The following is a 14367-nucleotide window of genomic DNA, read 5'->3' as shown; positions in this document are numbered from 1 at the left end:
TATATTTAATTATTATTTGAATTTATTATAGTTTATTATTTAGTTTTTTTTGCAGCTGATTTTTTTTGTGCTTCTTTTTTTTCTTCAGTTCCTTCAAATGCATTAATGTACATTTGTTTTATTTCGCTTATCAACGGATATCTTGGGTTAGCTCCAGTACATTGGTCATCAAATGCATTTTCACTCATAGTATCAATAGTAGCATAGAATTTAGTTCCTGAAACTCCGAATTCCTTTATAGTTTTTGGAATATTTACAGTTGATTTTAATTCATCTATTGCAGCCATTAATAGTTCTATTTTTTCTTCATCAGTATTTCCACCTAAGTTTAGATAGTCAGCAATTTTAGCATATCTAGATTTTGCATTTGGATATTTATATTGAGGGAATGCAGCTTGCTTTCTTGGGTTATCAACTGCATTAAATTTAATTGTTTCATTAATTAATAATGCGTTTGCAACACCGTGAGGTACATGATGTTCTGCACCTAGTTTGTGAGCCATTGAGTGACAAACTCCTAAGAAGGCGTTGGCAAAGGCCATTCCTGCCATAGTTGAAGCGTGAGCCATTTTTTCTCTTGCTTTCATATTGTTTGCACCTTCTGCATATGCTCCAGGTAGATATTTGAATATTAATCTAATAGCTTCCAATGCCATTCCATTAGTGTATTCAGAAGCGAGTACTGATACATAAGCTTCAATTGCATGAGTTAAAGCATCTATACCAGAAGCAGAAGTTAATCCTTTTGGCATATTAAGCATTAATTCAGCATCTACAATTGCCATGTTAGGTGTTAATTGATAATCTGCTAGAGGATATTTAGCTCCAGTTTTTTCATCAGTGATTACAGCGAATGGTGTTACTTCAGAACCTGTTCCAGCAGAAGTTGGAATTGCAACCATCATTGCTTTTTTACCCATTTCAGGGAACTTATAAACTCTTTTTCTAATATCCATAAATCTCATTGCTAAATCTTCAAATTTAACCTCAGGATGTTCATATAAAACCCACATAATTTTGGCAGCATCCATTGGTGAACCACCACCAACTGATATAATTGTATCAGGATTGAATATTGCCATTTCAGCAGCACCTTTTCTTGCAGTTTCAAGAGTTGGATCAGGTTGAACATCATAGAAAATTCTATAATCTATATTCGACTCTTCAAGAGTTTTAGTAACATTATCAACAAAGCCTAAATCGTAAAGGACCTTATCAGTTACTATAAATGCTTTTTTCTTACCCATATCTTCTAATTCTTTTAATGCAACTGGAAGACAACCTGTTTTAAAGTAAACTTTTTCTGGAACTCTGAACCAAAGCATGTTTTCTCTCCTCTCAGCAACGCTCTTAACATTTAATAAGTGTTTAACTCCTACGTTCTCAGAAACTGAGTTTCCACCCCAAGAACCACATCCAAGTGTTAATGATGGAGCAAGTTTGAAGTTATAAACATCACCTATAGCACCTTGTGAAGAAGGCATATTTATCATAGTTCTACCTGTTTTCATCATTTGACCAAATTTTTCGATTCTATCTCTGCATTTAACTTGGTTTGTATATAAAACAGATGTATGACCAAAACCACCAAGTTCTATTAATCTAGAAGCTTTAGTTAGTGCTTCATCAAAGCTTTTAACTCTATACATACCTAATACTGGAGATAATTTTTCATGAGAAAATTCTTCTTCTAGTTCAACTGATTCAACTTCACCAATTAAAACTTTAGCAAATTCAGGTACTTTAACCCCTGCAAGTTCTGCTATTCTAAATGCTGTTTGTCCAACGATATCAGCATTTAATCTACCATTTATTATAATTGTCTTTCTTACCTTATCTATTTCATCACCTTTAAGGAAGTAAGCACCTCTATCTTCAAATTCTTTTCTAACTTCATCATAAACTTCATCCATTACTATTACAGTTTGCTCAGATGCACAAATAACCCCGTTATCAAAAGTTTTAGAAAGTAGAATTGAACTTACTGCCATTTTTAAATGAGCTGTTTCATCGATTATTGCAGGTGTATTACCAGCACCAACACCTAAAGCAGGTTTACCAGAAGAATATGCGGCTTTTACCATTCCAGGACCACCAGTAGCCAGTATAATATCAGCTTCTTGCATAATTGCTTGGGATAATTCTAATGAAGGAACATCTATCCAACCAATGATATTTTTAGGGGCACCAGCTTTAACAGCAGCATCTAAAATTATTTTAGCAGCTTCTATAGTACAGCCTTTAGCTCTTGGATGTGGAGAGAAGAATATAGCATTTCTAGTTTTTAGTGCAATTAGAGCTTTGAAAATTGCAGTTGATGTAGGGTTTGTAGTAGGAACTATTGCAGCTACAACACCAATTGGCTCTGCTACTTTTTCAATTCCGAAGGTTACATCTTTTTCAATAACACCACAAGTTTTTTCATCTTTATATTTATTGTAGATATATTCAGAAGCAAAATGGTTCTTTATAACTTTATCTTCTACAATACCCATTCCTGTCTCTTCAACTGCCATTTTTGATAATGTAATCCTAGCATCATTTGCAGCCATTGCAGCAGCTCTGAAAATTTCATCAACTTTTTCTTGAGAGAAAAGAGCAAATTCTTTTTGAGCCTTTCTTACTTCTTCGAGTCTTACTTTTAATTCTTCTAAATTTGTAACTTTCACAATAGACACCTCTTTTTTTTATTTTTTGAGTAGATTTACTAAGGTTATTATTTGCGCAAAATTAAAATATTAATAATAAATTATTTGAAAGTGAATTAAAAACTAATTAATAGATAAAAATTTAACAAACTAGCAAAAATAAAAAAAACTTCATTTAATAATAATTGTCAAAAATTGGATAGAAAAAACTATTTAAACTAAATTGTAACACGATATTAAAATATGAACAGTCTTAATTAACTTATAGGTAACCTAAACAATTGTATAAAATGGTATTCTAAACTGTTTTATTGTTAAGCTTTTAACAATTTAGATTATAATATATAATTTTATAAAAAGCAAGTGTTTTTTTGTTGTATGAGCAAAAAAAAATGTTGCAATCAATTACATGCAGTGATTTGCTGGAATATGAATTTGAAAAAATTCAAGCATATGGGAGGAAAATAACATTAACATCAATTTAATATTGCAAATTACTTATAACTACCAACAATATTTCATTATAATTAAACATTTAAAACATAATTTAATTTTTAAATTTTGAATATAAATAGTGATATAATATGTGTTGATAGAAAGTATTTTATATGATTTTGGAGGAAAGTTTATGAAAGTTTTATGGGAATTATTTAGTTGCTTTTTTAGAATTGGGGCATTTACTTTTGGTGGAGGATATGTAATGCTTCCTATAATACAAAGAGAAGTAGTGGACGTTAAAAATTGGGCAACAGATGAAGAAGTCATTGATTATTATGCAATTGGACAATCTACTCCAGGAATTATTGCTGTAAATACTGCTACCTTTATAGGATATAAGGTAAAAGGTGTTGTTGGAGCAATTATTGCAACGTTAGGAATGGTAACTCCATCGTTATTGATTATCATGATAATTGCTGCTTTTTTTTCACATTTCCAAGATTATGTAGTAGTTCAAAGTGCATTTGCAGGTATTAGAGCAGCTGTTGTTGCACTGCTTATAAATGCTGTTATTAAAATAGGAAAAAAATCTATAAAAGATAAAATAGGATTTACTATATCTATAGTAAGTTTTTGTATAGTAGCATTTTTGGGAATTTCTCCTATTTGGATTATTATTGCTTCTAGCATTATAGGTATTTTTATCAAGTTTGGAGGTTACCGAAAAAATGATATATCTTAATTTATTTCTAGTGTTTTTTAAAATAGGACTGTTTACTATTGGAGGAGGACTTGCTATGTTGCCTCTAATTGAAAGGGAAGCAATAAGTCATGCATGGATGACTTATGAAGAATTTATAAATATGATTGCTATTTCTCAATCAACACCAGGGCCAATTGGAATAAATATGGCTACTTACGTTGGTTATACAAATGCTCATGTTATTGGAGCCATTATTGCTACATTAGGTATGATTACTCCGTCATTGATAATAATTATAATAATTGCTCATTATTTTATGAAGTTTAATGAAGAACCTATTGTGCAATCAGCTTTTTATGGTTTGAGACCAGCTGTTACAGGATTAATTGCAGTGGCAGGATTTAATGTTGCTAAAGTATCTATTTTTAATTTTACGGAATTTCTAAAAACACATAGAGTAACGGATTTTTTTCAGTTAAAGGCATGTTTACTATTTATTGTTATATTGTATGTATCGAATAAGTGGAAGAAACATCCTATAGTATTTATTGTGATTTCTGCTGTAGTAGGTATTGTGTTTAAATTTTAGACGTTTTCATATAATATTTTAATTTAGATATAATTAATGTATTTGTAAAATTTAAAATATATTGAAATATAAAAGAAAAAATTGACAGTAACATTACAAATATGTACAATAAAAATATATATTTGTAATAATATAAGTAGATAAATGAATAAAATTAATATAAATTATAAATATAATAAGTTATGACAAGTAAAATAGATTTTTTTTATTAATTAGTGTTAAGATTTCTAAGGAATAATTTATAATAGAATTTTATTGAGGGAGTATGTGAGAAGGGATGGAAATGCAAAAAATAATATATGCTTGTTGTGAATCAATAGTATTTTTATTGATATTTTTGAGTTTTACACAAAAATATAGAAATACAAGAAATACGGTTTTAAAATCAATTGTTTTTATAGTGAGCTATACTATATTTAGTATTTTTATAAAAAAATCGGTTCCTATAACTTTTAACACAATTATAATAATGACTTTTGTAGTGTTATTGGCGTCTTTTTTGTTTGAGGTAAAAATGCTTAATTCTTTTATCATAATGATTTTAGGAGCGGTATACATAATTATTATTGAGTCCGTAGTTTTAATTATTTTTTCTTTGATATATCGAGTTGGAATGAGGGAAGTAGTTCAATTGCCTAAAATTGGGGCACAGATTGGATACCTTATAATTTTTTTTGAAATGTTTTTTTTATTTGTTTTTTACAAAAAAAGTGGTAAAAATAAAATGACGAAGTACTTTTCATCAAAGAATGAAGATTATGTGGTTACCTATAGTGTTTTACAAATTTTTATGGCAGCTTTATTAGTTAATAGTATTCAAGGAAATTTGCAAAATGATGTCAAAATAGGGGTATATAATATTTTGGTATATTTAATTTTTATAATTTTTATTATATTAGGATACTTTGATTATAATAAAAAGATTAAGTTATATAAGCTAAAAGCTAATTATGAATCAAGTAAACAATACGTTGAAAACTTAGAAGCTATAGTAGATATAATTAGAAAAGAGAAACATGATTTTTCAAATACTATAAATGTGTTAAATGCAATGTGTGCACTTAGTCAAGATAGTTGTAATGACAAAATAAAAGTTTATCTTGATAAAGTAAGTGAGAACCTTAGGCTTTCAAGTAAAACATATGATACAGGTAATGAGTACATAGACGGGTTACTTTCAGTTAAAAACAATTATGCTGTAGAAAGTAATATAAAACTAGAAGTAGATATAGATATTTCTCTTTCAGTAGCAGATGTATCAGAAATTGATTTTGTTAGTATTGTTAGTAATATTATTGATAATGCTATTTATGAATTAAAGAAATACAATGAAATTAATTATAAAGTAATATCATTATACGGATATTGTGAAGGGGACAAATACTATTTAGCTATTTCGAATAATGGTCCTAGAATTGTCGCAAAAGATACATTGAAAATATTTCAAAAAGGATTTTCAACTAAAAAGAGTGAAAGTGATGATCATGGATATGGATTATTTATAGTTAAAGAAATAGTTTCGAGGAATAATGGGAACATTAAGGTTGAAAGTAATGAGGAAGATACGGAATTTTTATTTGAGTTTAATATAAAAAAAGAATTCTTAGGTAAAAATATAGATGAATTAATGAGTGCTGAGTATATATAAATAAATATTTATTGAAAAGGCTGTTGCTAACAGCCTTTTTTAATGCGCAATATTATTGCAATTATTAAATTAAATACAAATATATTGCTTAGATAAGAAAAATATTGTACAATATATTTAAAAGAGTTTAGTATGTTTATAATGTTTAGTAATGATATTTATTTTTAACGATGGTGTAAACATTTACTTTGATTATATAAAGTAAATAATATAAAGGATGGGGTGTAAAATTATGATTAAATCATTTGATGATGTTTTATTAAAAGTTAAACAGCAAGAAATTAAGACTGTTGCGGTAGCAGCAGCAGAAGATGAGCATGTACTTGAAGCTGTAAGAGATGCAAAAACTAATGGGATAGCAGAGGCTATTTTAGTAGGAGACGAGAGTAAAATAAAAGAAATTGCAGCAGAAATAAATATGGATTTATCTCATTTTGAAATAGTGAATGAGGCAAATCCTAAATTAGCTGCAAAAAAAGCTGTTGAATTAGTAGTTGATGGTAAAGCTAATATGGTAATGAAAGGGTTGATAGGGACTTCTGATTTCTTGAGAGCCGTATTAAATAAAGAAAAAGGTTTAAGAACTGGAAGCTTGATGTCTCATGTATCTGTATTTGATACACCTAAAATTGATAGATTATTATTTTTAACAGATGCAGCATTTAATATGTATCCTACCTTAGAAGATAAGGTTAAAATTATTAATAATGCAGTAGTTGTAGCAAAAGCTGTAGGAATTGAATTACCTAAAGTAGCTCCAATATGTGCTGTAGAAGTTGTAAATCCTAAAATGCAAGCAACAATCGATGCGGCAATGTTATCTAAAATGAACGAAAGAGGTCAGATAAAAGGATGTATTATTGATGGACCTTTAGCATTAGATAATGCTTTATCAGTAGAAGCAGCAAAAACAAAGAAAATTACAGGACCTGTTGCTGGGAAAGCAGACATTTTACTTATGCCAAATATAGAAGCAGGAAATGTTATGTATAAAACACTAGCATTTACAACTGATTCAAAATCAGGTGCTTTAGTTGTAGGAACAGCAGCACCAGTTATTGTTACATCAAGAGCAGATAGTTACGAAACAAAAATGAACTCTATTGCACTAGCAGCATTAGTAGCAAATTCTTAAATCTAAATTTGCATTGTGCAATGTGCAATGTGCAATTAAGGATGAAATTTTTTAGCGGAGCTAAAAAATTTGTTTAATCTATTAATTATTTTAAATGAAAGATTTTCCGAGGAACGAGGAAAATCATCAATAATTGTGCATTGTGCATTGTGAATTGTGCATTAATAAATTAGCTAGATAATTAAAGTATTAAAAATTACAGAGTTCTAAAGTATAAACTACATATTTAGGAGGAGAAAATTATGTCATATAAATTATTAATAATAAATCCAGGGTCTACTTCAACAAAAATTGGTGTTTTTGAAGATGAAAAAATGATTCTTGAAGAAACTCTTAGACATTCATCAGAGGAAATTGGAAAGTATGAAAAAATTTATGATCAGTTTCAATTTAGAAAAGATGTTATACTTAATGTTTTAAAAGAAAAGAATTTTGATATTAAAGAATTGGATGCTGTAGTTGCAAGGGGAGGACTTTTGAAGTCTATACCAGGTGGAACATATGCAGTAAATGAAATGATGCTTGAAGATTTGAAAATAGGAGTACAAGGCCAGCATGCATCAAATCTTGGTGGAATAATTGCTAATGAAATAGCTGGAAGTTTGGATATACCTTCATTTATAGTAGATCCAGTTGTTGTTGATGAAATGGATGATGTAGCTAGAGTTTCTGGTATGGAAGGGTTAGTTAGAAAAAGCATTTTCCATGCATTAAATCAAAAAGCTGTAGCTAAAAGATATGCAAAAGATAATAAAATTGCTTATGATAAATTAAATTTGATAGTAGTACATATGGGCGGAGGCGTATCAGTAGGTGCTCATAAAGATGGTAAAGTAGTTGATGTTAATAATGCACTTGATGGAGATGGACCATTATCACCAGAAAGAAGCGGAAGTGTACCTATAGGAGATATCGTGAAATTATGCTTTAGTGGTGAATATACTATAGAAGAAATTAAAAAGAAAATAGTTGGTAAAGGTGGAGTTGTTTCATATCTTGATACAAATGACATGAGAGAAGTGGAAAAAATGGTAGAAAATGGCGAAGAAAAAGCAACACTTATTCAAGATGCTTTTATCTATCAAGTAGCTAAAGAAATCGGTTCTTGTGCAGCTGTTTTAAGTGGTAAAGTCGACTCTGTAATTTTGACAGGTGGAATTGCTTATTCTAAGGAAATAACTAATAAAATTAAAGAAAGAGTTGGGTTTATAGCTCCTGTTACTATCTATCCAGGAGAAGATGAATTACTTGCATTAGCTGAAGGTGGACTAAGAGTCTTAAGGAATGAGGAAAAAGCACAAGAGTATAAATAAACCATAAAAAAAGATTGCATCTAGCAATCTTTTTTTTATTTTTTTAAATTACCATTTTATAGACAAATATTAATTTAAAATGTTATAATTATTAATTAATAGATAGAAGATTATTGAGCAAAATAATGGGTAAACACAATTTGAGGGGTGATTGTTTGAGTGACAAAAAAGATAGTCAAAATAAAGCAACTAAGGCAACAAAACAGTATTTTGAATGGGGAGATATAAAATGGATTCAGAATAGTGAAGACGTTAATAAAAGTAAATATCTAGTTGCCCATACTACAATATTACCAAATCAAACACAAGAAGAGCACTTTCATACAGGGGATGATCAAACTCTATATATAATATCTGGAGAAGGAGAACAATGGGTTAATGATAGATATTATAGCTTAGTGGCTGGAAATGTGTATTATATAAAACCTTTTGCTAAACATCAAATTCAAAATACAAGTAATAAACCTCTTGAAGTAATTAATATATATAGCGTAGATAATTTTGATGTTAGTCAATTAATTCCTGTAGAGAATATAATAGATAATTTTTACTTAGAAGATCCAGTAAAAATGATAGATTTAAAGAGACTTCAAAAAATTCAAGACAAGTTTTCAGAAGCATCATATCTTGGGATAGTAATAAAAGATATATCTGGTAATTTATTAACTACTCCAAGTAATATTCCTAAGTTTTGTAAAATAAAATCAGAACACTCTAATAAATGTTTTCTTGAAGATAACTATGATTTGAATAACCTAAAAGAAACTAAAGTATTTCCTTGCTGTTCAAATACGGTAAGAATAGCTGCTCCTATTTTTCTTGGCGATAAACTTGTGGGTACAATACTGTGCGGACCGGTTATAATAAGCGAAGGTAAAAAAAATAGTGAAGATGATATTAAAAAAATAATAAATGAAGATAAATTGGAAGGTGTAATTGAAGCTTATAGCAACCTTAGAGTAGTCAGTAAGGCGCAATTATATGCAATAATGGAGACACTAAGAACTATAAGTAATTCAATAGTAGAAACTAGTGTAATAAATTTCATTAATAAGGAAAGACAAGAAAAAACTGTTCAAATATTAAAAGAATCAGAAACAAGAAGAGAATTAGAAAAGGTATTGCTTGAGACAAAAATGAAGGTTATTCAATCTCAAATGAGTCCACATTTTTTGTTTAATACACTTAGTGTTATTGGTCAATTAGCATATATGAATGGAGCAAAAGAAGCAGCTGATACTACATTTGCTCTATCGAATTTACTTAGAACTACTTTAACTAAATCTCTAGAATTTGTAAAAATAGATGAAGAATTAAAGTATATTAATGATTATTTATTTATTCAAAACAAGAGGTTTAAAGACTATATAATAACTAAAATTCAAATAGATGATGATACCAAAGAAATTGCTATTCCATTTTTAACGCTACAAATACTAATTGAAAATGCAATAGTACATGGGTTTAAAAGCATGGATAGAAAATGGAAATTAACTATAGACGGTAAATTGATTGGAGATAGAGTTGAATTATCAGTTGTTGATAATGGTATTGGAATTTCAAAAGATAAATTAAATTCTATTTATGATCACTTTGTCAATAGCTCAGGAGAAGGTATTGGAATAGGCTTATCTAGTCTTAAAAATAGATTAGAATACTACTATGGGGACGATTATATTTTTGAAATTGACAGTAATTATGGGAAAGGAACGAAAGTAAGACTTGTTCTTCCAACCCAAAAGAAAAGGGGTGTAGGAAATGAAGAAACTTCTAATAGCAGATGATGAAGGCGTTACTAGAGAATACATTAGATATGTTATAAATGAAAATTTTAAAGATATTGAAATTAGAGAAGCGTGTAACGGAAAAGAAGCTGTTGAAATTACTAAAGAGTATTCGCCTGATTTAATAATGATGGATATTAGGATGCCTGTTATGGATGGGTTAAAAGCTACCGAAACTATCAGGGCTTTTGATATGGGAGTAAAGATTGCTATACTTACTGCTCATGATGAATTTACTTATGCTCAAAAGGCAGTTAGATTAAATGCTATAGATTATCTTTTAAAACCAGTTTCTCCAGATGATTTAAGTGATTTCTTAAATACTTATTTATATGAGAAAACTGATACAGAAGAAATTTCTGATTTGTTAGATAAAGATAACAAACCTGAAGATAAACATATTGCATCGGCAAAAGAGTATGTGAAAAATAATTTTGACCAAAAAATATATTTAAATGATATTGCAGAATATGTTGGGTTTAGTCCTTATTATTTTTCAAGATTATTCAAAAAGCAAACGGGGATGAATCTTTCTGAATATATAAACAGATTTAGAATACAAAAATCTAAAGAATTTATGGTAAATACAGATTTAAGTTTGAAAGAAATTTCAGAGAATTCAGGATATGAAGATTTTAGCTATTTTAGTACGGTTTTTCAAAGGTATGAAAATTGTTTGCCTAGTAAGTATAGAAAAGCTATTAAAACTAAGAAATAGTAGATATAAAAACAATATTATTATAATTACAAGACAAGATACTCATATTTTAATTTTTTGCTGATAACTAGATATTATATTTAATTGTATAGGAGCTAGGTATAAATTATAATGAATGTTAACATTAGTGAATCCATAGAAAAACTATAGATGAAGCATTATAATTTTATAAAGGGGGCAAAAAAATGAGAAGTGATGAAATTAAAAAAGGAATTGCAAGAGCACCTCATAGATCTTTATTTTATGCAATGGGATATATACCAGAAGATTTAGAAAAGCCACTTATTGGTGTTGTAAATGCTCAAAACGAAGTTATCCCTGGGCATTTTCATTTAGATGATATTGCAAAAGCTGTCAAATCCGGTGTAACTGCGGCAGGGGGAACACCTATGGAGTTTCCATGTATAGGAATTTGTGACGGAATTGCTATGAACCATAGTGGTATGAAATATCCATTAGCATCAAGGGAGCTTATTTGTGATTCCATAGAAGCAATGGTAATGGCTTATAAGTTTGATGGACTTGTGTTAGTAGGGAATTGCGATAAGATAGTTCCAGGTATGCTTATGGCAGCAGCTAGGCTCAACGTACCTGCTATATATATTAGTGGTGGACCTATGTTAAAAGGGGATTATAATGGTGAGAAAATAGACCTTATTAGTGGGGCTTTTGAAAGTGTTGGAAAACAAGTCGAAGGAGAAATCTCTGAGAAAGAGCTTTATGAAATTGAAAAACATTCTTGCCCAACATGTGGAAGCTGTGCAGGTTTATTTACAGCAAATACTATGAATTCTTTGGCAGAGGCTTTGGGAATTGCACTTCCAGGCAATGGTACAATTCCAGCACCTTATGGTAGACGTAAAGCTTTAGCTAAAAAAGCAGGAATGCAAATAATGGATTTAGTTAAAAAAGATATTAAACCAAGAGATATAATGACATTAGGAGCTTTTAGAAATGCTATTGCAGTGGATATGGCAATTGGTGGTTCTAGTAACACAGTGTTACACTTAATGGCTATTGCTAATGAGGCAAAAGTAAATCTTCAACTTGAAGAATTTGATATAATTAGTAAGAAAGTTTGTAATATAACGAAGTTAAGCCCATCAGGGTATCATAGTATGCATGACCTTGATAAAGCAGGTGGATTATCCGCTGTAATGAATGAATTAGCAAAGACAGGATTTATATATACTGATGAAATTACAGTGACAGGGCAAACAATTCTTGAAAACGTTCAAGATTCTAAAATACTTGATGCTAATGTTATTAAAACTCTTGATAATCCTTACTCAAAAGAAGGTGGAATAGCAATTTTAATGGGTAATTTAGCAGAAGAAGGTGCAGTTATCAAGCAATCGGGTGTAAAACCAGAAATGATGTATCATAAAGGTCCTGCAAGAGTATTCAATTCAGAAGAAGAAGCTTATAAAGCTATTTTAGATAAAAAAATAGTTTCAGGAGATGTTGTTATAATTAGGTATGAAGGCCCTAAAGGTGGACCAGGTATGAGAGAAATGCTTAGTCCTACAGCTGCTATTTGTGGAATGGGTCTTGATACTTCAGTGGCACTTATAACAGATGGAAGATTTTCAGGAGGAACAAGAGGCCCTTGTATAGGACATGTGTCTCCTGAGGCAATGGCAGGTGGATTGATTGGATTACTAGAAGAAGGAGATATTATTGAAATTGATATTCCTAACAGGATTTTAAGAGCTGAATTAACAGAAGAAGTAATAGATGAAAGAAGGAAAAATTGGGTTAAACCAGAATCGAATTCAATAGAAGGAACTTATTTAAGAAGATATAGTAAGTTAGTTACTTCTGCAAGCAAGGGTGCAGTACTTGAATAAAAACAAATTAATTAGGGCAACTTCCATATGGAGGTTGCTTTTTGTTATGAGTAAATTAATTGCAATATTTGTTGAATTTAGTGGCTACAAAGCAATGAAAGCAATATATTAATAAAAAATTCATAAAATTTATTGTTTTTTTATAAAAAAACCCTTCCCTTTATAGCAAAAAAGTTGTAAAATATAATTGTAAAGGTTGACAAAGAGCAAAATTATTCTAATTTACAAAATAAATAACATGACAAAATAATTATAGTTAGTGTATAATAGACTTAAGAAAAGAAAAATAATATTAAAGATAAGGAGATAATATGAGTAGAATAAAAATATTCGCAGGACATTTTGGAAGTGGTAAAACTGAAATTGCAATAAACCAAGCTTTGAAGATGGCTGAAGAAGGACAAAAAGTTGCTATTGTAGATTTAGACATAGTAAATCCTTATTTTTGTACAAGAGAATTGAAATCATTATTTGATGAAAAAGGAATAAGATTAATTAGTTCTAACCCTGATCTTGTAAATGTTGAACTTATGGTTGTAACAGGGGAAATAAATGCTATATTTAATGATAAATCATATCAGGTTGTTATCGACATCGGTGGAGATGATGCTGGTGCTATAGCATTAGGACAATATAATAGATATTTAAGAGAAGAAGATTATGAAATGTACTTTGTAGTTAATAATAACAGATTATTAACAGGGGATATTAATACAACAGAAGATTATTTGTATGAAGTTGAAAGAGCATCTAGACTTAAAGTTACAGACTTTATTGCAAATACAAATTTATCTTATGAAACAACAAAGGAACATGTAATTAAAGGTGATAAAATAGTTTCAGAGTTATCTAAGAAATTAAATATTCCTTATAAGTATGCAGTAATAAGGGAAGATTTAGTTCCGGAATTAGAAGGTAAAGTTAAAGCAGAGATATTCCCAATTAAAATTTTTATGAAGAAACCATGGGAAGTATAATTGCAATGCACAATGCACAATGCACAATGCACAATGCACAATGCACAATGCACAATGCACAATGCACAATTCACAATGCACAATTAAGGAATTTCCTCATTCTTAGGAAATCTATAATTAAAGAAATACAAACTAAGAGGTATAAATTTAAAGAAGTATTCTTTATTTTGAGACTGCTTGTTGTACAAGTGTAGTCTTGAAATTTTAATAAATTACAAGTAGATAAACTACTTCAACATAAATTTATATGTGTACATAACTCTTTAAACCATAGAGTTTTGTACAAGTATAAATTAAGTTTCTGTAAAGTTTATCTTTAGCAAATTTCATTCTTAATTTAGAAGGAGGGTTTTTATGGCAAGAGTTACGTTTAGAGAAGACAGATGTAAAGGCTGTGGTCTTTGTATTGAAGTATGTCCTAAGAAAATAATAACTTTCTCAGAGGGATATAATTTAAAAGGATATCACCCAGCTACAGTAACAGAAGATAAAATGAGTGAGTGCATTGGTTGTGCATCATGTGCGAAAATGTGTCCTGATTGTGTAATTACAGTTGAAAAATAA

Annotated in this window: 11 protein-coding genes; 10 read left to right on the top strand and 1 reads right to left on the bottom strand. The window is 29.4% G+C overall.

The genetic code is table 11. The annotated features are described in order from the left end of the window. Nucleotides 1–35 precede the first annotated feature (35 nt). Entirely contained in the window at nucleotides 36–2669 is a 2634-nt protein-coding gene (gene adhE, locus ACVHXK_RS09575) for a bifunctional acetaldehyde-CoA/alcohol dehydrogenase (protein ID WP_461206165.1), read from the bottom strand. Nucleotides 2670–3276: 607 nt separating this feature from the next. Between adhE and ACVHXK_RS09570 the strand changes: the two genes are divergently transcribed. The 10 genes from ACVHXK_RS09570 (at nucleotide 3277) to ACVHXK_RS09525 (ending at nucleotide 14367) form a co-directional block, all read left to right on the top strand. Further along, nucleotides 3277–3828 carry a chromate transporter gene (locus ACVHXK_RS09570; protein ID WP_461206164.1) on the top strand — a complete coding sequence of 184 codons (552 nt, stop codon included), beginning with the start codon at nucleotides 3277–3279 and terminating at the stop codon, nucleotides 3826–3828. Beyond that, nucleotides 3815–4378 (top strand): chromate transporter, encoded by a 564-nt coding sequence (locus ACVHXK_RS09565; RefSeq protein ID WP_461206163.1) that lies wholly within the window; start codon nucleotides 3815–3817, stop codon nucleotides 4376–4378. The genes ACVHXK_RS09570 and ACVHXK_RS09565 overlap by 14 nt, the downstream gene beginning before the upstream one ends. A gap of 283 nt (nucleotides 4379–4661) precedes the next feature. Then, the gene (locus ACVHXK_RS09560; RefSeq protein WP_461206162.1) at nucleotides 4662–6026 is read left to right on the top strand and encodes a sensor histidine kinase; all 1365 of its coding nucleotides are present in this window, start codon (nucleotides 4662–4664) and stop codon (nucleotides 6024–6026) included. A gap of 232 nt (nucleotides 6027–6258) precedes the next feature. Then, nucleotides 6259–7161, top strand: a complete 903-nt coding sequence (gene ptb, locus ACVHXK_RS09555) for a phosphate butyryltransferase (protein ID WP_461206161.1) — start codon at nucleotides 6259–6261, stop codon at nucleotides 7159–7161. 242 nt (nucleotides 7162–7403) lie between these two features. Next, entirely contained in the window at nucleotides 7404–8474 is a 1071-nt protein-coding gene (gene buk, locus ACVHXK_RS09550) for a butyrate kinase (RefSeq protein ID WP_461206160.1), read from the top strand. Between the two features lie 155 nt (nucleotides 8475–8629). Further along, entirely contained in the window at nucleotides 8630–10258 is a 1629-nt protein-coding gene (locus ACVHXK_RS09545) for a PocR ligand-binding domain-containing protein (RefSeq protein WP_461206159.1), read from the top strand. After that, nucleotides 10233–10976 carry a response regulator transcription factor gene (locus tag ACVHXK_RS09540; protein WP_461206158.1) on the top strand — a complete coding sequence of 248 codons (744 nt, stop codon included), beginning with the start codon at nucleotides 10233–10235 and terminating at the stop codon, nucleotides 10974–10976. The genes ACVHXK_RS09545 and ACVHXK_RS09540 overlap by 26 nt, the downstream gene beginning before the upstream one ends. Before the next feature lie 185 nt (nucleotides 10977–11161). After that, the gene (gene ilvD / locus ACVHXK_RS09535) at nucleotides 11162–12826 is read left to right on the top strand and encodes a dihydroxy-acid dehydratase (protein ID WP_461206157.1); all 1665 of its coding nucleotides are present in this window, start codon (nucleotides 11162–11164) and stop codon (nucleotides 12824–12826) included. Nucleotides 12827–13137: 311 nt separating this feature from the next. Further along, nucleotides 13138–13803, top strand: a complete 666-nt coding sequence (locus ACVHXK_RS09530) for an ATP-binding protein (protein WP_461206156.1) — start codon at nucleotides 13138–13140, stop codon at nucleotides 13801–13803. Nucleotides 13804–14157: 354 nt separating this feature from the next. Next, nucleotides 14158–14367: a 4Fe-4S binding protein gene (locus ACVHXK_RS09525; protein ID WP_461206155.1), complete on the top strand. Its 210-nt coding sequence runs from the start codon at nucleotides 14158–14160 to the stop codon at nucleotides 14365–14367.

This window comes from Clostridium sp. DL1XJH146, from assembly GCF_054819755.1.
Note: the sequence above shows the minus strand (reverse complement) of the source record. Positions and strands in the feature narration are given on the sequence as shown.